The organism is Bacillus sp. AR2-1 (genome assembly GCF_008368755.1).
Lineage (GTDB): Bacteria > Bacillota > Bacilli > Bacillales > Bacillaceae_G > Bacillus_A > Bacillus_A wiedmannii.
On the sequence record NZ_QORY01000029.1, the window covers coordinates 1 to 24,691 of the forward strand.

Consider the following 24,691-nt stretch of genomic DNA (forward strand, 5'->3'; position numbering starts at 1 on the left):
GATTTTAGAAATTCCAAAAACAGAAGATGGAAAATATACAAATATAGCATCTATAAATACTAAAGATTCAATTACAAAAGAAGAGATTGTAGCACTCTCACAAAAAGTTAATATTAATCCAAATCAGTTTAATCATGTAAAAAGAAAAGGTGAATTTTACAAAAAACTTAGTAGGATAATTAAATAAATATAAAATAGATAGCTCTCGTGCAAAGAACTATTAAACTTGGACATACCATTATCCTAAAAAAGTCTGTGATCGGTATGGAAATATAAAGAATCAACAATAAAAGGTCCCCTGGATCATTAAATAAATCCGGGGGATTTTTTATTTGAATAATTATGGTTTTATTTCTTACTATGCATATTTATAATATGCTTTAAAAGAACATACCTTGAGCTAATAACATGCAATAGATGTGTCCTTTACTATATTTAAATGGGAGACAAATTAAAGATATTTTTGACAAAATAAAAAGCCTGAAACTCATATGAGACTTCAGCTATCTCATAACGTTACAATCCATCTTTGCAGCTATAGACATACATAACAACATTATATTAAAAAATCTAAATTGTAGATGCGCTGCTTCACTACAGTATTTATATACTATATACATCATAAAACAAAACACGCACTTTCTTTTTCTTGTTTATCAAGGTCATTAGTATTCATTTGATCCATCTTTATCCTAAATCAACTTCATGTCCGAAATATAAGTTTAAATAAGTAATATAAATTATAAGATGTCCTATAACAATTTTTATTTTAATAGCATTAAACCTACTCTTAAAATAGTAAAGAGTGGGTTTTTATGTTGTTATTTAGATGTAAGGGCACTTTGATTAGAATGAATATAGATAATTAACAACTAACCAATTGGATGAGCGCCTAAAAGAGCTCTTTTTTATTGAAATTAATATACATATATGTGTCGTTCTTTATTTATATCATCGACCACATATATGTAATTTTGCATAATGTTACATAAATTGTGTATTTTCCCTTTTTTTCGACAGAAACAGGAAGTATACTTTGTACAAGCTTTCTATTTCAAAAATTATACGAGGTGAACAAAATGAAAAACAAAAAGACATTAACTAAGGTAGCATTAACAACAGGTTTAGCTTTAACGGCTGTTGCACCATACGGAGTAGGTTATGCAGAGGAAACAGATCAACTTCAAGTTCAAATTCAGGAAGAATCGTTCCGTTCGGGTGAACTTACACAACCGTCACAAAAGGCACCAGAGAATGTAGTAAAAGATGCTCTTAAGGAGAAAACAGAACAAGCTCTTTCTCCAAAGCAAGTCAATGGAGAAACAGGAGTAGATTATAAAGTTCTTCAAAAACGTGGTTCATATGATGGGACTACACTTGTACGTATTCAGCAAACATACGAAGGAAAAGAAGTATACGGCCATCAATTAACTGCACACGTAGATAATAACGGTGTTATTAAAAGTATTTCAGGCGATAGTGCGCAAAATTTAAAACAAGAAGAATTGAAAAAAACTATTAATCTATCAAAAGATGAAGCAAAACAATATATTTATACGAAGTACGGGAACGATATCAATTTTATTTCTGAGCCCGAAGTTAAAGAAGTTATTTTTGTTGATGAAAATAATGGACAAGCTAGCAATGCATACCAAGTTACATTTGAAGCTGCAACACCAAAATATGTTTCCGGAACTTATTTAGTAAATGCACAAAATGGTGATATGTTAAAAAATATGGTACAAGAATCTAACTTAAAAGCAAGTGAAAAACTAGTTGGAGCATTAAAGAAAAGTAAAAAAAGCAATCTTACATCATTAACCGGAACAGGAAAAGATGATTTAGGTATATCACGTACATTTGGAATCTCTCAACAAAGTAATGGCAAATATGCTCTTGCTGATTATACAAGAGGGCAAGGAATCGAAACATATGATGTGAATTATAGAGACATTACTAAAGAAGAAAGCTATTATCCTGGTACATTAGCAACTAGTACTTCGACAACATTTAACGATCCAAAAGCAGTAAGTGCTCATTACTTAGCAACAAAAGTATTTGATTTTTATAAAGATAAATACAAGCGTAATAGCTTTGATAATAAGGGACAAAAGGTAGTTTCAGTTGTACACGCTTGGGATTCTGGAGATACGAATGATCCGAAAAATTGGCAGAATGCATTAAGTGCGAATAATGGAAGTATGCTTGTATACGGAGATCCTATCGTCAAGGCATACGACGTAGCTGGCCATGAATTTACACATGCAGTTACTTCTAGCGAATCTAATCTTGAATATTACGGTGAATCTGGTGCGATTAATGAGGCGCTATCTGATATTATGGGAACATCTATTGAGAAATACGTAAACAATGGAAGTTTTAACTGGACTATGGGAGAACAAACTGGATCTGTTTTCCGTGATATGGAAAACCCGGCTTCTGTTCCATCTTCACTTGGAGTACCTTATCCAGATGATTACAGTGAATTTAACGATTTTAATGGATGGGATCAAGGTGGCGTTCATTTTAATTCAAGTATTATCAATAAAGTTGCGTATCTCATTGCAAAAGGTGGAACTCATAACGGTGTAACTGTTAAAGGGATTGGTGAAGATAAAATGTTTGATATCTTCTATTATGCAAATACAGATGAGTTAAACATGACTTCTAATTTCAAAGAGTTGAGATCAGCATGTATTCGAGTGGCAACGAATAAATATGGAGCAAATACTGCTGAAGTTCAAGCAGTTCAAAAGGCATTTGATGCAGCAAAAATTAAGTAAGTTAGAAATATAGTTTTCATTCATATATTATTACATTATGAAAAACAGCTACTGTCATTTTAAAGATAGTAGCTGTTTTTTTATACAGCAATGTATGATTGAAAATACAATTAATAAGCAATAATTAGGTTGTCTATCTTTATGAAGTTACGACACATATATAAGGTTTAAAGTGTATAAAAACAGAAAATTAATAATATATTGACCTCTTAATAGAAAGTGCTATAAAATGAAAGCGATAACAAACGATTGCTTTAAAATGATTTCCTTGATCTTTTAGTATTTACAAATATATGAAGACATAAATAAACCTATTTTTTTAAATATTAATGCAAACGTTTTCGTATTAAAAGATCATTGAAATACATATGTGAAAATAGCCAATATGGGGGTGAAGTAAAAGAGAGTTCTAGATTAATTTAAGTAGTGTAATTTAGTACGAGCATAATAAATTGTACGTACTATTTAAAGAAAGGGTGTATGTGGTGCAAATGATAAAAAGATTAATTAACAAATCAGTTTTATTACTTACTATAATCGTTATGTTATCATCTGTTTTCTCTTTTCAAAGTGTAAAGGCAGTTTCAAATTCGAAAACAACTGAAGTTATCATTCATTACAAAGAACAGTCTGGAAATACAAAGGATTGGAACCTTTGGTTATGGGGAGAAAATGCGAATGGTAAATCATATGAATTTACTGGTGAAGATGAATTTGGAAAGTACGCTAAGATTAATATAGATGATGACTATAATCGTGTAGGATTTATTATTCGTACAAATGAGTGGGAAAAAGATGGTGGCGATCGTTGGATTGAAAATATAAAGGACGGTCGTGCTGAAGTGTGGATTCTTTCGGGTGATGATAAAGTATATACTTCTAAGCCTTCTTCGAATCTATCAATTCAAAAAGCAACTATTGATAGTTTTAATGAAATCACTGTAACGACTAATGTTCCGTTTAATAGTAAGGAACAGAAAATTGAAATTGAGGGCATTAAAATTAAGGAAATTAATCCTTTTGATAAAAATGGTGGAGATATTACAAATAAGGTGAAAATAATTACGGAACAGAAAATTGATTTAAAACAGACATACAAAGTTAAAATCGAAAACGTAGCTGATACGTATACCGAAATCGGTAAAGTCATTCGTAGTGCGGAGTTTGATCATTCATTTTATTATGGTGGTAACGATTTAGGTAATATATATACACCACAACATACAAAGTTCCGTGTATGGGCTCCTACTGCGAGTGAAGCGAAGTTAGTTACATATAAAAAATGGAACGATAAAATAGGTACTGAAATAAACATGCAACAAAGTGAAAAAGGCACTTGGAAAGCAGAACTTACAGGGAACCAAAAAGGTCTCTTTTATACGTATAAGGTGAAAATTGGTGATAGGTGGACAGAAGCAGTTGATCCGTATGTGCGTGCTGCTTCTGTAAATGGAGATAAAGGTGCAGTTGTTGATTTAGAAGAAACAACTCCTGAAAAATGGAAAACAAACAAAAAGTCAAAATTTAAAAATCCGGAAGATGCAATTATTTATGAATTGCATGTACGTGATCTTTCTATTCAGCCCGAAAGTGGTATAAAACATAAAGGAAAATATTTAGGTGTAACTGAAAAAGGAACAAGAGGGCCTAAAGATGTGAAAACAGGACTTGATCATATGAAAGATCTTGGTGTTACGCACGTACAGCTTTTACCGATATTTGATTATGCTTCAGTAAATGAAGAGAATTTAAACGAACCACAATATAACTGGGGATATGACCCGAAAAACTTCAACGTTCCAGAGGGATCCTATTCTACAAATCCATATGAACCAACTGTTCGAATAACCGAATTAAAGCAAATGATTCAAACACTGCATGATAATAATCTTCGTGTTGTGATGGATGTAGTATATAACCATATGTATAATGCTGCTGAATCTAATTTTCATAAGTTAGTTCCAGGTTATTATTATCGTTACAATGAAGACGGAACATTTGCAAATGGAACTGGAGTAGGAAATGATACAGCTTCAGAACGGAAAATGATGAGGAAATTTATGGTTGACTCCGTCACATATTGGGCAAAAGAATACAATTTAGACGGATTCCGTTTTGATTTAATGGGTATTCATGATTATGAAACGATGAATGAAATACGTAAAGCTGTCAATCAAATTGACCCTTCTATTATACTGCATGGAGAAGGTTGGGATTTAAATACACCTCTTGCAGCTGAATTGAAAGCAAATCAAAAAAATGCAGTGAAAATGAAAGGGATTGCTCATTTTAACGATAATATACGTGATGGATTAAAAGGTAGTGTATTTGAGGAAAAGGAAAATGGATTTGTAAATGGAAAGGAAAACATGGAAGACCGTATTAAAAAAGGGATTACGGCAGGCATTGACTACGATATAAATTCGTCTACGTATAAAGATCCGGAGCAGGTGCTAACTTATGTGGAAGCACATGATAATCATACATTATGGGACAAACTTGAGTTGACTAATTCGAGTGATAGTGAAGAAGTGCGAAAACAAATGCACAAATTGTCTTCTTCGATTTTATTAACATCACAAGGTATCCCATTCTTACATGCAGGACAAGAGTTTATGCGTACGAAATATGGTGATCATAACAGTTACAAATCTCCTGATTCAATTAACCAAATGGACTGGTTGCGCCGTGCAGCATTTAATAATGAGGTAGAATATATGAAGGGCTTAATAGATTTACGCAAAAAGTACTCAGCTTTTCGAATGACATCTGCAGAACAAATAAAAAAACATATAGCTTTTATGGATACTCCCAAAAATGTTGTGGCTTATTCAATAAAGGGAAATGGGAATAAAAATGAATACTTTATGGTGACTCACAATGCAAATAGGGAAGCCGTTGACATAACACTTCCATCGAAAGGTCCGTGGAAAGTACTAGTAGACGGAAAACAGGCAGGTAGTAAAACACTTTACGTTGTCCATGATAATAAAATTAAAGTTCCTGCATTAAGTTCACTAGTTTTAAAAACAGAGAAACCAATTAAATAAAAGCAAATAATGTGGAAGTATATATAGAATTGAGTAATTTAAATACGGATTATAAATTCAAAAAGCGAAGTGACGGTTATTTTCACTTCGCTTTTAAAGTTCATGTAATATAATTTCACATACTGTAATTATATTATAAATTAATAAAAGAGATAGGCAAGGAAACATTGCTATTATGATAGGAGGAGGCGAAGATACCTTGATGTTTATCAATAAAATTATCTAAAATACATTCTTAATTTATATAATTTTTATTACATATTCGAACATATAACGGGCTAGATGTTCGAGTTGTATTAATTTCTACAAATTGTTTAAAGATAAAAAAGGCTTAAAAAGTATATGGCATAAAAAAGAGAAAAGACACCTTAAATGGTGTCTTTTCTCTTTTTTAAATACGATATGTTAGTAACTCACTTGTATGTAATAGTACGTTACATTTTTAAACTAACTTCAAAAGAAAAATTTTAAAATTTTTTCTTAATCTATATGTAATAAATATCACGAGAAAATTTTATCGATATAACAAATAAAACTTTCTCAATATTAATATGTTTAATATCTATACCCATCTGCTTTCCAATCCATTACAATAATTTCACATTGCAAATGCGTCAATGTTCTTAACATTCTAAATGGTTTATACCTTATAGGATTACTATGGGAAAGGATGTGAAATATCTAATAAAAAAACACTTTTTATGATGAAATAAAAAAAATTAATGAAGAAAAAGTTATTTCATTATTTTCAAGTTTCGTTGAAGTGCATGTATTTATAATCACTATGAGACAAGGATCAGAATCTAAAAAATATTTTTTGTAGATTAGAAAATTGCATTTCAAAAATAAGTTAAAAGTTTATGGAGGGTTATATGAACGAGAAAATTTATTACTGGTCTCCTATTAAGCATTGGGAAAAGTTGCATAATGAAGTTTTGATAGGGGAAATGAGATTTACAGGCATTCTGTCTGAGTGGTTTCCTGAGTTTTATTTTATGGCTCAAAAAGGTGTAAAAATTAGTAAACTAGTAGAGCGCTTTTCTTTAGGAAATATAGAAGAGACACAAAAAACAATAGAGCTTATGATAAAAAATCGTGTGTTAGTAAGTAACATATTACACCCAAGAGAAGTATTTTCCACACAAGAAAAGATTTTTCCGAATCCATATAGCAACCAGATTCGCTTTTCTAAAGAAGAGTTAGATACGTATATGCGTGAACAATTTAATCGAACGCACGTTGCTGCGCGATCAACCGAAATTCAACTTGAAACAACAAATGAGCTACCCACTATAATCAAGGAACGTAGGTCTTGTCGCCAATTTGATATGAAAAAACATATTAATTTTTTAGAATTTTCCCATTTCATATCAACTCTAAAACAGGTTAGGGAAGAAAAAATATACTATCATTACGCAAGTGCAGGCGGACTCTACCCTATTGATATCTTTGTTTATATAAAACCAAAACGTATAGAAGGTATAAAAGCTGGGTTTTATTATTTTAACCCATCAAAAAATAGTCTTGTGATTGTAAACAACATTGATCAAGTAATCAAAAGTGATCATGAGTTAATTAACCAGGATTTATTTACTCAATCTGCTTTCTCAGTTTATTTGGTTTATAATGCGAACGCTTCCATCCCGAAATACGGTTCAGATGGATATTTATTTGCTTGTATTGAGTCAGGCATTATCACTGCTACCTTAAATATGGTTGCTGAGACATTAAATTTAGGCGTTTGTTCAGTTGGTCATATGAAATTTGAAGAGATTCAGCAATTTTTATGTTTGGATAACCATCAAATATTTCTCCATGGGCTTGAAGTTGGCCTGAAAATTAACGAATAGAAGAAATGAATATTAGGGGGATAAAGATAAACATGCACATTAAAGATCGAAGTTCTATTCATGGAAATAAAGGGGTAGAAGCGTTTTGGAAGGAGCAATTATCTTCCGAGGTTCTTGATTTTTCTATATTTAATAGTGATTACCAACTAAATAAAGAAAATCCTTGTGAGCACGTTCAAATCATAATGAATGTAGAGTTGAGTAAAAGTATACAAAAAGAAAGTAAGTCTCAAGATTTATTATTATTTAGCTGGTTACAGGCCGCGTTAAGGATTTGTTTGGCACACTATACAGATCAAGAAAGAATTACTATTGGTATTCCTGTAATCGAAAAAAATCTTGAAAAAAGCGAGAATCTTAATAAATTGCTTCCTTTAGGAAGTGAAATCCATCCGCATCATAGCTTTAAACAAGTAGTGAATCAGATTGAAGAAACGACTTTATTCGGGTATGACAATCAGGGGTATCCACTCTCTGAATTATTAGTGGAACATCCTTTAACTCCTTTTCAAATTATTATTGGGATGGAAGGGTTACATAATAAAAATTCGATAGAAGAATATGCAGAGAATAATTTAGCGGTTTGGATACAAAGAAAATGGAATGAAATACATAATGAATTTGAATTTCAAATTTCTTTCAAATCTCATTCGTTTTCTTCTTTGCAACAGTTTGCAAATTCGTATCTTTATATTTTAAAGCAAGTATTAAAAAATCCAAATTTGGCAGTGAAAGATACGTGTATTATTGCAGAAGAAGAGAAAGAGTTGTTAGAAGGATGGAATAACAGTCATACAAACATAGACTTGTCTCTAACATTTCAAGATTTGTTTGAAGAACAAGTGTTAAAAACCCCAGATCAAATCGCTGTTGTTTGTAATGATCAATATTTAACATATAAAGAATTGAATAAGAAAGCAAATCAATTGGCTTTTATTCTTCAAAGTAAAGGTGTATCCAAGGAAAGTATTATTGGGGTTATGGTAGACCGGTCATTAGAAATGATCATTGGCATGATGGGAATTTTTAAAGCAGGTGCAGCATATTTACCAATCGATCCTAACTATCCAAATGAACGAATTGAATATATGTTACAAGATAGTCAAGCAAAATGTTTATTGAGCAAGCGAACGGAAGTAGAGTTACCGCAATTTGCTGGTGAAGTGCTGTATCTTGATGAGGAACATCTCTTCCAAGGTGAAGAAAGTAATTTAATTCGGGAAGGCGATCCTAATGATTTAGCTTATGTCATTTACACATCAGGATCAACAGGAAATCCAAAAGGAGTAATGGTGGAACAGAAATCTCTTGTTCATTTTTTAAGTGCAATGAGAGAAAAAGTAAAAGATAATCAATCATTCTTGTTTCTTGCTAGTGTTTCTTTTGATATTTCCTTGTTAGAAATATGTCTTCCTTTAACACAAGGCTCGAAAGTAGTCATTGCTACAGAGGACCAGTTTGCAACAAAAGAATTGGCTCATTTGGTCAAAGTACATAAGGTAGATTTATGGGAATCAACGCCATCGCGAATGGAAGTGATTTTAAGTGATCCAGAAGGGGTAAATTTTCTGAAAGATTTGAAATCTATTTTGTTAGCAGGAGAAGCATTTTCCATTGATTTGGTTGAAAAAATTCGATGCATCAGTGAAGCGACAATTTTAAATATTTATGGTCCTACAGAAACAACCATTTGTGCAACAGTAAAGGATTTGAGCTCCGCCAAAGAAGTTACGATTGGAAGTCCCAATCCGAATTATCATTCCTATATATTGAATAAGTATGGTCAATTAAAACCATTTGGAATTCCGGGTGAACTCTGTATTGGTGGCGTGGCGGTAGCACGAGGGTATCTTGGGAAATCTAAACTGACAGATGAAAAATTTGTACCGAGTCCTTTTACTGCAGGAGAAATGATGTATCATACGGGTGATCTCGTTCGTTGGTTGCCTAATGGAGAACTTGAATATCTAGGTCGAATGGATCATCAAGTAAAAATTCGGGGATATCGGATTGAATTAAGAGAAATCGAAAGCCAGTTAAGGGAATATCCACAAATAAAGCAAGCTATCGTTGTTGATCAAGTATATGGAAATAGGAAATTATTAGCTGCGTACTATGTATCCGATAATAAGGTCTCTTTTGATGAAATCAGAAAATATTTAAGTGATAAATTACCTGAGTTTATGATTCCTGAAAAAATGATTCAGGTGGAAGAGATTCCGCTGAATCCAAATGGGAAAGTAGATAGGAAAAGATTATTAGATATAACACAAACGGATTATATATCAATTCCATACGTTGCACCGCGCAATGAAATTGAACAAACATTGGTGCATGCATGGGAAAAAGTTATGGAGATTGAGGGAATCGGTATTCATGATAATTTTTTTGCTTTAAAAGGAGAATCGATTAAAGCACTTCAGGTAATTAATTTATTAAGAAAAGACTGCTTAAAAATAAGTACAACAGATTTTTTTAAGCATCCTACGATTGCTCAACTTAGTTCTTGTGTAGAGGTAGAGCATAAAGGGGAAAACTTTGAAAATAGACCAACTCATGTTAAAGATTTGTCTAAGTCATTTCCATTAACAGAGGTTCAGACAGCGTACATGTTAGGGAGGAATTCACAGTTTGAATTAAGTGGTATTTCACCTCAAACATATTTTGAATATGAAACAAAATTGGATATTAATCGTCTTTCAAAAAGTTTTCAAAAGGTAATTCATCGTCATCCAATGTTGCGAGCTGTAATTTTACCAGAGGGAGAACAGCAAATATTACAAAGCGTTCCTGATTACGAGATTGAAATAGTTAGTCTCATAGATTTAGATGATAGGAATCAAAATGCTCGCTTACAAGAAGAACGTTCTCGAATGACTAACCATGTATTCCCTTTGGGGAAATGGCCTTTGTTTGAATTAAAAGCCTTTCTTTTAAAAGAAGACACGTATTTATTATGTTTTCGATACGATGCTTTATTAATGGACGGAGCAAGCATGAACATAGTTGGACAGGATTTGTTGCATTATTATTATAAACCAAATCAAAAATTAGAATCTCTATCTTTTGATTTTCAAGATTACATGTTTATCTATGATGAAATGGAACAAAGTGAAGAATATAAAACAGCAAAAGATTATTGGACAAGTAAGCTTCCTGACTTTCCATTTGCACCTTCTTTGCTGTTAAAAAAGGATCCGGCAGAGATTGCTACTCCTAAATTCCAATCACTTACTAAGATCCTGGACAATGAAAAGTGGACAAAGCTACGAAAGTTAGCACAAGAGAAAGAAGTAACTCCTTCCGCTCTGCTTTGTACAATATATGGTGATGTGTTGGCATATTGGAGTAATCAACGTAAATTTGCAATTAATTTGACTGTATTTAACCGTTATCCTGTTCATGAAGAAGTAGAACAGATTGTGGGAGATTTCACATCGCTTATTTTGTTGGATGTTGATGTAAAACCAGAGCAATCTTTCTTTACTAGAGTAAAAGAAACGCAATCTACTTTATTGGATGGCCTTGAACATCGTCATTACGATGGAGTTAACTTTATTCGAGATTTTACTCGATACCACCAAATGACGCCAAAAGCAGTTATGCCAATTGTTTTCACCTCGATGCTAGCAGGTGCGGGTGCGTTTGCTTGGGAACAGCTTGGTTCTCTTCGCCATATTCATGCTCGGACTCCACAAGTGTATTTGGATAATGTAGTAATTGAAAAAAATGGAGAGTTATTAATTAGCTGGAACTATGTTGAAGAGTTGTTTGATGTTGATGTAATAGAAGCAATGTTTTCTCAATTTGTTGACTTATTGGAACAATTAGTGAAACAAAGCGACGTAACATCTTTGCAGATGAAAGAATCGGATCAAACTTTAATTGAGCAATATAATAAAACAACTGAAAAAATACCTTTAACTACTCTGTATCAATTATTTACAGATCAAGTAAAACGTACACCGGATGAAGTAGCAGTGGTATTTGAGCAAGAATGGTTAACATACTCGGAACTTCATAAACGCTCCAATCAAATTGCGCATTTCTTAAAAGAGCAAGACATTGGTCTAGGTGACAAAGTGGGTCTTTTAGCAAAAAGACAAGTTGACACAATTGCTAATATGATAGGTATTTTAAAAGCAGGTGCCGCTTATGTTCCGATTGATCCCGATCATCCTTTAGATCGCCAAACATATATTTTAAAAAATAGCTCATGCAAACTTTTATTAGAACCTAGTCTTTATGAAGAAAAACATTTGTCATTATATACAACAGAAGATATGCCCGCTATTGCTGGTCCAGAAGATCTTGCCTATATCATATACACTTCAGGAAGTACAGGGAAACCAAAAGGAGTAATTATTACTCATCAAGCGGTTGCAAATACCATTCAAGACATTAATCAAAAATATCAGATAAATGAAGATGATCGTATTATTGGTATCTCTTCCATGTGTTTTGACCTATCTGTATACGATATTTTCGGAACGTTAAGCACAGGTGCAATGTTGGTAATGATTCGTGATCCAAGAAACATGCAAGAATTAATCCGTACCGTCGAGCGTAGAGGAATTACAATTTGGAATACAGTGCCTGCAATCATGGATTTGGCATTGGATCAAGTAGGTTCTCATTTTGAACAATCTTCTTTGCGTTTAGTTTTACATAGTGGAGACTGGATTCCACTTTCTTTGCCAGGAAAAATAAAACGGCATTTTCCAATTGCAGAAGTAGTTTCACTAGGAGGAGCAACAGAAGCATCGATTTGGTCAATTTATTATCCGGTCAAACAGGTGGAATCACATTGGAATAGTATTCCATATGGGATGCCTTTGGCGAATCAAACGTATTATGTGTTGAACTATGAAAAGAAAATGTGCCCTGTTGGTGTAATTGGGGATTTATATATCGGGGGAGTGGGCCTTGCTAAAGGATATTTAAATGACGAACAGAAAACGAATGCCGCATTTGTATCACATCCTGATTTTGGTCTTTTATACAAGACAGGAGATTGTGGAAAAATGCATCCTGAGGGATATATTGAATTTTTAGGCCGCCAAGATTATCAAGTGAAAATTCAAGGATATCGAGTAGAGTTAGAAGAAATTGCCCATTGTCTTCTAACTTACAAACAAATCGAACATGCTGTTGTAATTGATCAAACAGATGAGAATGGAATAAAATTTTTAGTTGCATATGTGGTAAATGAGCAAAATATTAGTACAACAGAACTACGAAAGTATTTGCGAGATCACTTGCCGGATTACATGATTCCTTCTTATTTTGTTTATTTGGAACAATTACCCTTGACTCCAAACGGGAAATTAGATAGAAAAGCGCTCCCTACTCCAGAGAAACAAAAAAATGAAGTATTTATTGCTCCAAAAACTGAAATGGAAAAAATATTAACTAGTGTTTGGCAAGAAGTACTCAAAGTAGATCGAGTTGGGGTAAATGATCATTTCTTTGCCTTAGGTGGAGATTCGATAAAAGCAATTCAAGTGTCCGTCAGACTATATAGACAAGGATTTGAGCTAGAGCCAAAAAATCTATTTTCATTTCCTATATTAGGGGACATGGTTCAATTTGTTAAAAAGCTAGACCACCTTTCAAGTTCACAAACAAATGATGTAAACAATATGAACGATAATAAAGCTACATTACTAAATGTTAAAGATAAACAACTTAATCAACATATACTTACCAAAATACAAGAAAAAATGCCGGATATAAATATAGAACGTATTTACCCATTAGTACCTTTCCAGAAAGTTATTTATGAACATGCTGCGACTGAACCGGATACAAATGCATATTTTGAACAAATAATTTGGTCACTTGAGGGGGAACTGGATATTGATCTCTTTATTCAGTGTTTCCAACAATTAATTAATCGTCATGATTCTTTAAGAACAATAATTGTGCAAGATGAACAAGCACAACCTTGGCAAGCTGTTCTACATGATGTTCAAATGATTTCAGAGATAAAAGAATTGGTTGATATGACGAAACAAGAACAGCAACAATTCCTAGACCATTGGATGAATGAAAATTTAAGTCGAGGATTTAAAAATGATGAACTCATGAACCGTCTCTGTATATTCCAACTAGGTAATAAGGAGCATAAGGTGGTTTGGAGTTCCCATCATCTGTTATGTGATGGTTGGAGCGTCAGCATTTTAATAGACGAATTATTCCAACTCTATGAAACAAAAAATGCCGGAACTATGGCGGATTTACCTATTGTAAAACCTTTTGAAACATTCATAAATTGGACTGTAGCACAAGATCACGAGAGAGCACGTCATTTTTGGCGCGATTATTTATCAGGGTACAATCGGAAAATTAGTATTCCTAAAAAGAAAGTAATAACTCAAAGTGAAGGGTTAAACTTCACATTTATGGATTTAACATTAAATAAGGATTTGACTAGTCAGTTACAGGCATTTGTAACTAAAAACAATATAACTATGAATACGGCATTACTAGCTGTATGGGGAATATTGCTTGGCAAATACAATGGAACAAGAGAAATAGTATTACCTAATCTCGTATCAATCAGACCTCCCGAAGTAGAAGGAATTGAAAATATGTTTGGTCTGTTCACAAATGTTTTGCCTATCCGACTAGCATGGACAGAAACGCAAACTTTTGTAGATTTCCTGCAAAAAGTACAACTAGAAACATTGAAGTGTAATGAGTATGCATATTATTCATTTGTTGATATACAAAAGCAAAGTGAATTAAAAACCGAGTTGACTGACCATCTTTGGGTTTTTGAAAACTATCCAACTAACCAAGCTATCTTCTCTTCAAATGAAAACAGAAATTTTGCTATCACAGATTACGAAGTTGTTGATGAGCCGCATGTAAAGTATGGAATTATGTGCTTCCCTGAAGAGACACTTACAATAAAGTTTGGATATAATCAAACCGCATATGAAGCAGCGACAATACAAGAAATATTGAATCACATCCATCAGTTAATCAACATGATTCTTCAAAATCCAATACAGGCAATCGGTGAATACAAATTATAAAAAATAAAAAGGCGAGAAAGAACTCGCCTTTTTAAATAGAATAGGGGTAAACCAAATGACAAAAAACCTGCAGTTATCAGCTGAAGAGATGCGTCAGTTAGGATATCAAGCGGTTGACTTAATTGTTGATCATATGAATCATTTAAAAAGTAAACCAGTTTCGGAAACGATTGATAGTAATATTTTTAGAGACAAGCTAATTGAAACGATTCCGGAAAACGGATCCAATCCAAAAGAGTTACTTCATTTCCTTAATAACAATGTGTTTAATCAAATTACTCATGTGGATCATCCTCATTTTATGGCTTTTGTGCCCGGTCCTAATAATTATGTTGGTGTAGTAGCAGATTTTTTAGCAAGTGGATTTAATGTATTTCCTACAGCTTGGATAGTAGGTGCAGGTGCTGAACAAATTGAATTAACGACAATCAACTGGTTAAAATCAATGCTAGGATTCCCTGATTCAGCAGAAGGACTATTTGTCAGTGGCGGTTCCATGGCTAATTTGACTGCACTTACTGTAGCGAGACAGGTCAAGTTGAATAATGACATAGAAAATGCGGTTGTGTATTTCTCTAACCAAACTCATTTTTCTGTAGATCGAGCACTTAAAGTATTAGGGTTTAAACATCATCAAATTTGCCGAATTGAAACAGATGAAGAGCTAAGAATTTCAGTTAGTACTTTAAAAAAGCAAATAAAAGAAGATCGATTAAAAGGGAAAAAACCATTCTGTGTTATTGCCAATGCAGGGACAACGAATTGCGGAGCGGTGGACTCTCTCGATGAATTGGCTGATCTATGTGGTGATGAAGATGTATGGCTACACGCGGATGGGGCTTATGGGGCTGCAGCAATTCTCAGTGAAAAAGGAAGGGAGTTGTTAAGAGGAATTCATCGTGCTGATTCTTTGACGTTAGACCCGCATAAATGGCTTTTTCAGCCTTATGATGTTGGTTGTGTACTCATTCGAAATAGCCAATATTTAAGTAAAACGTTCCGTATGATCCCAGAGTATATTAAGGATACGGAAACTAATTTAGAAGAAAAAGTGAATTTTGGGGAGCGCGGAATTGAACTTTCTCGTAGATTTAGAGCATTAAAGGTATGGCTTTCTTTTAAAGCATTTGGAATCACAGCTTTTCGTGAGGCAATAGATCATGGTATTATGTTGGCTGAACAAGTTGAAGAGTTTTTAAGGAAAGAAAAAGATTGGGAAGTAGTAACACCTGCTCAATTAGGGATTGTTACTTTTCGTTACATTCCTTGTGGTCTAACGTCTACAGATACAATTCATGAAATAAACAAAAAACTGGTGGAAGAAATTAATCAAAGAGGATTTTCTATGCTAAGTACGACTAGATTGAAAGAAAAAGTAGTAATTCGACTTTGCTCTATCAATCCAAGGACAACAATAGAAGAAATGCTTCAAATCATGATGAGCATAAAAGCAGTGGCAGAGGAAATAAACACTTCGTCTAAACATCTTATATCTGTTTCTCAGACTTGATATATTAGGTAAGTTTTACGTAATAATAGCCGATTTAAAAAAATCGGCTATTATATTTAAATAAATACTCACCAATGCAAACTATTCATGAATGTTTCTCTTGTAAAGGGATTAAGCTTCAACTTTAGATACTCTTTTGAAACCAGTTTTTATTGCTTGTACTATTTCGTTCACAGCGTAAATAGATACCTCGGCATTTGGATTCAATCCTTCAAACCAGTGATAGGCATTTGGATATAAATGAAATTCGACATCAACACCAGCTTGCGCTAGATTGCTTACATAGGTTAATGTTTCACTGCGGAATGGATCCAATTGACCAACAAATGTGTAGGTATATGGTAAGCCACTATAATCCTCAGCTCGAGAAGGTGCTGCATAGGCAGGGATTTGATCCGTTCCATACATTTCTCCTAAATACATTTTCCAACCAGCTTCATTTGCCTTTTGATTCCAAACAAATCCCTCTTTAATTTCATTGGCCGAAGGTGTATTATTTCGGTCATCAATCATTGGATAGAGTGGCATTTGTAAACAAATCGAAGGGTATTTTCGATCTCGGGCTAATAATGATAATGCTGCTGTTAGTCCACCTCCAGCGCTTACTCCTGCAACCCCAATTCGATTCGAATCAATGTTTAACAACTCTGCATTATCAGCAATCCATTTTAAAGCTGCATAACAATCTTCAATTGGTGCTGGGTAAGGATGTTCAGGAGCTAAGCGATAGTCTACAGATACGACCACACAGCGAGCTTCTTTTGCAAACCTCATACAAGTATCATCGTTATCATCTATAGAACCTAAGATATAACCACCACCATGTATCCATAATAAGACAGGTAAAGATTTATGATTTGATTTTGGACGATAAATTCTTAATGGTAAAGGATTAGCATCTGGTCCAACAATGACTTCATCTGTTAACGAAAGGGAGTCATCAACAACGGTAGGTGGTCTCATTTGAGCTATTCCTTCTCTAATTGATTGCAAGTTTTCCGGGCGTAAATCGAGATCTGGAAACATCTCTAACCCTTGTAATAATTCTGGATTTACTCTATTTTTCATTTGAGCACCTCTATTTGTAATTATTTTCAAATAAATAAAGTGTATTCTAAGTAGTTTAATTGTGAAAGAACACCATAATTAAATTGTAAATTGGATATGTTATAACAGTCAACAGAATATTCAGAAATAATAACCTTTCTCAAGAAGGAGTTTCACGCAACCAATAATACAAGTAGTGGATTTAGGAACAAAGTGTTTTCATGTCGTTGTATTTATGTACACTTAGTTTTCTAACTAAACCAAGTGATGATCTTTTTTATTTTAATGACATATTGCAAATGATACCTGTTCGAATTCATACTCGGTAAGAATTCATACATTTGTATTCCTTAAATGAAGGTTGATTAATTTTGGAATTGTATAAGAGTTATGTCTTACTTTATTAGTAGCCTCTTTAATAACTGTATGAAGTTCATCCGCTGAACCATCTTTATTTCCAGCTACATGTTTAATTGCATTCTCTCCGCAATATGCTTTCACAATTTCCTCATCAGTATTGATGATACAAAACTTTGCAATTGGACTTTAACTAACTACACATAAACTCCTTATATCTCTAGATAAACTACCGATTAGCTCCATATAGACTCTAGATAACATATATAGAATACAAGTTATCAAGGAGGTAAGAGAAAATGAATTTTATGAAACGCGCAATTCTCAGTATGAAAAAAAGGATAGGAACATCATTAATTTTGATGGCAGTATTTCTGATTGTTACAAATTTGGTTCTTTCAGGGTTCACAATCCAAAATGCATCAAAAAAAGCAGCGGATGCTGCAAGAAAAAAACTGGGCGCAGATGTTACTTTAAGTCTTGATTTTGACAAATTAGGTCAACAAGCTAGTGAAACTGGAGAAATGCCTAATCTGCCGAAGCTTAATACAAAAGAAGCAGATCAATTAGCGGATTCAAAATATGTAAATGACTATAATTACATAGGCAGCACTTTTGGAATTTCTGATGGACTTAAACTAGTAGGAGCTTCAGAAGGAGAAGAAGGAGGAAAAGGTAAAGCGGGAATGGCGGCTGTACGAGGCGGTTCAAGCTCTGGTACAGAAATAGATATGAATGCTTCTTTTATGATTGAGGGGGTCCGCAAGACTGCATTACAAGAAAGCTTTAAAAACGGAAAAAGTAAAATCATTGATGGAAAACCAATTACAGAGCAAATGAAGGGTCAGAATGTAGCTTTAATGGAAAAACGATTAGCGGAATCAAACAATTTGAAAGTAGGGGACAAAGTTAAAGTGCAATCAGGGGATAAGAAGGAAACCCTTGAGGTTGAAATTATCGGTATTTACGAAACAAATGAGCAAGCAATGGGTCAACAGGCTCCTCCTATTATGGATCCAGCTAATAAACTATATATGCCGCATTCAACTATGAAAAAATTAGAAGTAGACCAAGGTATAAGTAGTGTTCAAGTCGTGTATTTCTTGAATGATCCACAATATATTGATGCATTTAAAAAAGAAGCAAAAAAATCTAATATTGATTTTAATTATTATAAATTAGATGCGCATGATTCATTGTACAAGCAAATGATTGGTCCTATCGAAAATATTTCTTCGACTTCTCAAATGATTATTTATATTGTTTCAATTGCAGGTGCGATTATATTAGGGTTAATCATTATGCTATCAATTAAAGGACGTCGTAAGGAAATGGGAATTCTGTTATCTATTGGAGAGAAAAAATGGAAACTGATGGCGCAGTTCGTAGTAGAAGTAGTATGTGTCGCTATTTTAGCATTTGGATTATCCATAACAACAGGAGCTAAGGTTTCTCAATATATCGGGGATAATTTACTTTCGAGTGAAATTGCTATTGCAAGCGAAGAAACGGACACCACGCGAAATAGTACTGTAATGATGTCTGGACCTGGTGGTACTCTACAAAATCAAAAAGAAGATCCAATTGATAAAATTGATGTAAGTGTAACACGAGAAGATGTAGGGAAAATGGGGGGGATTGGACTAGCTATTGCTATAATAGCAACGCTTCTTCCGGCATTATCTATTCTACGTTTAAATCCAAAACAAATTCTTTTAAAAGATGAATAAGGAGGCTTAACATGGAAACGATTTTACAATTTAAAAATTTGGATTATTATTATGAAAGTAATGGGAAAAATGTAGCGATACTAGACAATGTTAACTTTTCTTTTCAAAAAGGGCATTTCTACACGATTTTAGGACCATCTGGATCTGGTAAAACTACAACTCTAAGCTTAGGTTGTGGACTGGATGTCCCTAAAAATGGTTATGTACTGTATAATGGCAAAGATATTCGAAAAATTGGTTTGGATCGATATCGTAATCAAAATGTATCTGTAATTTTCCAATCTTATAATTTGATTACTTATATGACTGCTCTTCAAAATGTCCTAACAGCGATGGAAATTACAGGTGTTAAAGTGAAAAATAAGACGGCAAGGGCATTAGAGTTATTAGAGAAAGTAGGACTCACTGAAGTAGAAGCGAAACGTAACGTCTTGCAACTAAGTGGTGGGCAACAACAACGTGTAGCAATTGCTCGAGCATTATCTTGTAATGTTGATTTACTTATTGCAGATGAGCCGACAGGAAACCTCGACGAAGAAACAGCGATGGATATTATAGAACTGTTTCAAGAACTTGCACATAAAGAGAATAAATGTATTATTGTTGTAACGCATTCACAGGAAGTTGCTAAAAAATCCGATCGTGCAGTGTATTTAAGTAAGAAGAAGTTGGTCGTAAACCAAATCTAATACAAATATCTTAGTTTTTTAATTCACATAATTTCCAAAAAACAACAATTCCGAAAGCTTATATTTGATATATAATAAAATCAAGCCATAATCAAAATGGTCTCCCTGTATTGAATGTGAAGATAGTTTGTTGTTTCCTTTTTAACAATATTTGAAAAAGAACTTGTAGGATATTCTACAGGTTCTTTTTGTTATGATCAGTTACCTATATTATTGAGGAATTACATATAAAAATTGGGACATTATTTAGATGTAGAATCTAAATAATGTCCCGTTTAATTGTTTATCTGCATAGTTATTGAAGAATTAAACCTACTATCATAATTAAACTAAATATTATCATCCAGCCAAATGCACAATAGCCGAAGATTCTAATCCATTTAGGTAATTGATTCATGTTAACTTTATTTGTGGGAACTCCTTGCATAGAAAACACCATTTGTTGATCTCTATCCCTATTATTTTGTTGTTCATACATAACATCATCACCTTTCTAGAATAGTTGTATGTATAATATATCAGTCTGGAGAAAACTAAGTACCGAATATTAGACGAAATAAAAGTGATTCGACAAATATAGTGGATGGTTCTCTTTTCCAATACAGTATACTATATTTCAAAAAACGAAAATTTGATTACTCAAAAGCTATATATACTAAAGTATTTGCTCATTTAAAATATAGTAAACCTTTACCAAGAGATACTTATTATTCGATATTGATTAATTCGGATAAATTCACTAATACTTCTTAGCGTTTAGACACGAGTATGTCTTTCAAAATATAAGTACCGTAAAGTAGGAGTAATTATTTATTCGTTATTTTTAAAGCATTTAACGCTACTTTAGTTGCGTCTGCAATAAGTTTATCATCGTATTTCGCATCCTCTTTAGCATGATTAGAAAGTATCGCAAGTACAATTGGATTTTTATTTGGTGGCCAAATAATTGCGATATCATTCCTTGTTCCATAAGACCCAGAGCCAGTCTTATCGGCTACTTCCCATCCTGCTGGAACTCCAGCACGGATTAAGTTGTCTCCCGTAGTATTTCTTTTCATCAAATCTATTAAAAAGTTCCGTTTCTCAATTGGAAGGATATCACTTAGCGCGTAAGTTTGAAGACTAGTAGCTAATGCCATTGCGGTACTAGTATCACGAGTGTCATCTGGCTGCACTTCATTTAATTCTGGTTCAAAACGTTCAGGATTTGTAACAGAATCTCCTATTTCTCTTAGTGATTTTTTGAATTCACTTGGCCCACCTAATTGTTTAAGAATAAGATTTTGTGCAGTATTATCACTATATCGAATGGAAGCATCTGCAAGCTCCTTCAGAGTCATACCTGTTCCTACATATTTTTCTGTAATTGGATTGTAGTTCACTAGATCTTTGCTGGTATACTTAATTTTTTGATCTAAATCTTCTATTGATTTCTTTTGTAACAGTGCTCCAACAGCAAGGACTTTGTGGGTAGATGCGTATGCAAAGCGTTCATCTGAACGATAAGTAACAGTTTGATTCGTACCTGTGTCCAATGCATAAATACCAAGTTTAGCATCATATTCTTTTTCAAGCTTTACAAAAGAATGCCTACTTATATTTTCTTGTTTGGTTTGTTTCGATGGTTCGGATTGAATATTACTATTGGAACAGCTTATAAGCATTACACATGAAAGTAATACTACAGGTAGCATCTTTTTATATTGTGCAATGTGAAAAACCTTCTTTGAAACTATCATACATTTTCAACCTCTTTCAAGAATATATGGATTTTGTATAAGTATTTTACATACCTATACAATTAACAAATGCACTGGATAGCACTTCTCTTGTATTTCTTGCATTACAAAATGAGAGGACTACCAAGAATACCTTTTTTATACGTAATAGACAATCTAAGTAACACATTTGTTCCATTTATGATTAAGGTTTTTAACATATCTATTAACTTTGTTTTTAAGTATCGCAAACTCCATTTTTTGAACTCCACTTAATAAAGTTGGATGGTAGAAATAAAGAGCTTAAAAAACGAAAAGTCCCCCTTATTGATTCCTAATAAGATTATACTTGCTACAAAAACAAACAAACTCGTCCTACTAAGAGGGGAGTTTGTTTGTTTGTTGTTTAGATAAAGGAATGTTCATGCAAAATTGCACACTATGTTCCATATTTTTTATAGAATACTTTATATTTAGCGTTTCAAGAATTTGTTTAACAATATATAGCCCCAAACCACTTCCGCCAGTATTTCGATTCCTTGATTTTTCAATTCGATAAAATGGTTTGAAAATTTGTTGTATATCTTCATCTTTAATATTGATACCTGTATTTATAATTTGCATTTTAATTTGACCTTGTTTAGAATCCTTACTTAACTTTATATAGACTTTTTCATTATGTGGTGAATACATAACTGCATTATGGATAATATTTTTACATGCTTTTTCAAAAAGAACACGATCTGTATAAACAGAAAGGTCAGAGTCAATTTCTTTTATTATTTGGATGCTTTTTTGAGAAGCGAAAAATTCGAGATCTTTTGTGATTGTACCTATTAACTTTGAAAGATTAACTTCTTCTATTTTTAGTTTAAAAGTGTGTTGTTCTAACTTTGACATACTTAAAATTTCACGAACTAATTGTTCCATACTTTCAATAATTTGATGATTTTTCTTTAAATATTGATCACGATTTTGATAAGGGCCAATATTGTATATCATCCCTTCTAAGTATCCTTTCATTACAGTAAGAGGGGACTTTAATTCATGTGCTACAATCGCAAAAAACTCTCTGCGTTTTGTTTCTATTTCTCTTTCTTTTTCAATATCATTTTTTAATTGTTCATTTGCTTTTTTTAAATCAAACATAGCTTGTTGTAAGTTAATAGACATGTCATTCAAACTATTAGATAATTCTCCTAACTCATCTGTAGAGCGAACCTCAATTTTTTCGGAGAAATCTAAATTTGCCATATTTTGTGCACCCTCGTTAATATAAATAAGTGGCTTTGTAATAAACCTGGAATAGAAATAAGCACTCCCTATACCAATTACGATCACAATGATACTAATATAGGGGAGAAAGCGCACTAATACTTGCGAAGCTTCATCAATCGGTTGAAATGTTGCGAACACTACAAGCGTTAAACTACCATCTTGGAATTGAATTGGTTCCGTAACATTATATGAATTGCTAATGGTACCTGCATTCTCAAATCTTGCTGCTTTAGTAACTACTGTTGTTTGTGTACCACTTTGAATAAAAGAAAATGAAGGCGAGTAAATAATTATTCCTTCTTTATTTTGAAGCGAAAGCATCGCGTTATTTTTTTTTGCGTATTCATCAAAAAGTGGTATCGCATCTTGAAACGTAAGATCTTTGGATTTATCAATTATTTCTTTTATCCCTGTTTGAAGTTGATCTGTTTTGTATTGCTCATAAAACGTAGGGAGAAAGAAATATAAAGTTAAATAAATCAACACTGCAAAGGATAACAAAATGAGAGATGTAGTCATAAAGAGTTTATAAGTAATTTGCTTCATCTTCATGATTTTTACAATTCTATTCATCAATTTTATAACCAATCCCCTTTATTGTTTTAATATAGGGGATAGCTAGTTTTTTACGTAGATTTTTAATATGTGTATCTATAATTCGTGTTTCTCCAAAATAATCGTATCCCCAAACTTTTTCTACGATATTTTCTCTTGTAAGTACTTTTCTTTCATTTTGAAATAGTAGTTGTAGAATTTCGAACTCTTTTGTCGTTAACAAAATTTCAACATCATTTACATATACTCTATATGCATCAACATCAATGCGCACTTCTTTAAATACCAAATAATTATTTACATTTTTATCATAACTTCTTCTAAGTACAGCTTCGACTCGTCTAATCAAAACATGAAACGAAAAGGGTTTTGTTATATAATCATCAATCCCAAGATCGAACCCTTTCATTTGATCTTCCTCTTCTTCTAACGCAGTTAGCATAATAATTGGTATGTTTGACTGACTTCGAATCATTTTAGCAACTTCAAATCCATTAAGATTGGGCATCATTACATCTAGAAGCACTAAATCAAAGGATTGCTTATTAAATTGTGTCATACCCTCTAGTCCATCTGAAGCAACTACCACTGTATACTGTTGTGTCATTAAAAATTGTTTAATTAATTCCTGAATTTCTTGATCGTCCTCAACCACGAGGATATGATAGTTTTTCATAATATCACCTCTGGTAGTCATTATAGCCGTACTATCTGTAGTTTATGTGGAGATACAGTAGGAAACTTCATAGGACGTTTAACGTATTAACTCCATTTTCAAGATTGTGTATTCTCCACAAAAAAGTATTATTACCCATATTCCTTTTTTATGGAGAAATATTTGTGTGCTTGAAAAAACTTATTATATAAAAAGCTAAACGATTAATATTTACAAAAAACTAATGTATAATAATGTAAATTGCATGTAGTTTTTTAAACTGTTTGAAAATATACTTTCGATACTTTACTAGAAGGGGAAAGGGAGATGAATTTAAATATAAAAGAAGCCAGCGAAATTTTAGAGCGTACGCCACAAACTTTTTAGTTTTTTTGCTAATTTAGTAAAGGCCTAAGGTGCGAACAA

General features: G+C 32.9%; 14 protein-coding genes. 8 read left to right on the forward strand and 6 right to left on the reverse strand.

Features of this window, described 5'->3' with window-relative positions; genetic code table 11:
- The 6 genes from DT250_RS26565 to DT250_RS26590 form a co-directional block, all read left to right on the forward strand.
- On the forward strand, positions 1 to 187 hold a 187-nt coding region (locus DT250_RS26565; protein WP_149213947.1), incomplete at its 5' end, for a 5'-nucleotidase.
- A gap of 892 nt (positions 188 to 1,079) precedes the next feature.
- Complete coding sequence (locus DT250_RS26570) at positions 1,080 to 2,783, forward strand: M4 family metallopeptidase (protein ID WP_087984479.1); 1,704 nt, start codon at positions 1,080 to 1,082, stop codon at positions 2,781 to 2,783.
- A 485-nt stretch (positions 2,784 to 3,268) separates the two neighbouring features.
- The gene (gene pulA, locus DT250_RS26575) at positions 3,269 to 5,833 is read left to right on the forward strand and encodes a type I pullulanase (RefSeq protein ID WP_149213948.1); all 2,565 of its coding nucleotides are present in this window, start codon (positions 3,269 to 3,271) and stop codon (positions 5,831 to 5,833) included.
- Between the two features lie 872 nt (positions 5,834 to 6,705).
- Complete coding sequence (locus DT250_RS26580) at positions 6,706 to 7,683, forward strand: SagB/ThcOx family dehydrogenase (RefSeq protein WP_149213949.1); 978 nt, start codon at positions 6,706 to 6,708, stop codon at positions 7,681 to 7,683.
- Positions 7,684 to 7,715: 32 nt separating this feature from the next.
- Positions 7,716 to 14,726 carry a non-ribosomal peptide synthetase gene (locus tag DT250_RS26585; protein WP_149213950.1) on the forward strand — a complete coding sequence of 2,337 codons (7,011 nt, stop codon included), beginning with the start codon at positions 7,716 to 7,718 and terminating at the stop codon, positions 14,724 to 14,726.
- 55 nt (positions 14,727 to 14,781) lie between these two features.
- Complete coding sequence (locus tag DT250_RS26590) at positions 14,782 to 16,236, forward strand: pyridoxal phosphate-dependent decarboxylase family protein (protein WP_088063649.1); 1,455 nt, start codon at positions 14,782 to 14,784, stop codon at positions 16,234 to 16,236.
- Positions 16,237 to 16,347: 111 nt separating this feature from the next.
- Here DT250_RS26590 and DT250_RS26595 read toward each other — a convergent pair whose 3' ends face one another.
- On the reverse strand, positions 16,348 to 17,304 hold the full coding sequence (locus tag DT250_RS26595) for an alpha/beta hydrolase (RefSeq protein WP_097857633.1): 957 nt from the start codon (positions 17,302 to 17,304) through the stop codon (positions 16,348 to 16,350).
- Between the two features lie 312 nt (positions 17,305 to 17,616).
- Complete coding sequence (locus DT250_RS31845; RefSeq protein WP_162862808.1) at positions 17,617 to 17,784, reverse strand: hypothetical protein; 168 nt, start codon at positions 17,782 to 17,784, stop codon at positions 17,617 to 17,619.
- Between the two features lie 155 nt (positions 17,785 to 17,939).
- Here DT250_RS31845 and DT250_RS26600 point away from each other — a divergent pair, with 155 nt between their 5' ends.
- Both DT250_RS26600 and DT250_RS26605 read left to right on the forward strand, forming a co-directional pair.
- The gene (locus DT250_RS26600; protein WP_149213951.1) at positions 17,940 to 19,370 is read left to right on the forward strand and encodes an ABC transporter permease; all 1,431 of its coding nucleotides are present in this window, start codon (positions 17,940 to 17,942) and stop codon (positions 19,368 to 19,370) included.
- Positions 19,371 to 19,381: 11 nt separating this feature from the next.
- Entirely contained in the window at positions 19,382 to 20,059 is a 678-nt protein-coding gene (locus tag DT250_RS26605) for an ABC transporter ATP-binding protein (protein ID WP_060486770.1), read from the forward strand.
- A 295-nt stretch (positions 20,060 to 20,354) separates the two neighbouring features.
- On the opposite strand, the gene DT250_RS26610 is transcribed toward DT250_RS26605, so the two are convergent.
- The 4 genes from DT250_RS26610 to DT250_RS26625 form a co-directional block, all read right to left on the reverse strand.
- The gene (locus tag DT250_RS26610) at positions 20,355 to 20,537 is read right to left on the reverse strand and encodes a hypothetical protein (protein ID WP_149213952.1); all 183 of its coding nucleotides are present in this window, start codon (positions 20,535 to 20,537) and stop codon (positions 20,355 to 20,357) included.
- Positions 20,538 to 20,865: 328 nt separating this feature from the next.
- On the reverse strand, positions 20,866 to 21,798 hold the full coding sequence (gene bla, locus DT250_RS26615; RefSeq protein ID WP_149213953.1) for a class A beta-lactamase: 933 nt from the start codon (positions 21,796 to 21,798) through the stop codon (positions 20,866 to 20,868).
- A gap of 357 nt (positions 21,799 to 22,155) precedes the next feature.
- Entirely contained in the window at positions 22,156 to 23,628 is a 1,473-nt protein-coding gene (locus DT250_RS26620; RefSeq protein ID WP_088609380.1) for a sensor histidine kinase, read from the reverse strand.
- On the reverse strand, positions 23,621 to 24,286 hold the full coding sequence (locus DT250_RS26625) for a response regulator transcription factor (RefSeq protein WP_000800743.1): 666 nt from the start codon (positions 24,284 to 24,286) through the stop codon (positions 23,621 to 23,623). The genes DT250_RS26620 and DT250_RS26625 overlap by 8 nt, the downstream gene beginning before the upstream one ends.
- Between the last annotated feature and the right edge of the window lie 405 nt (positions 24,287 to 24,691).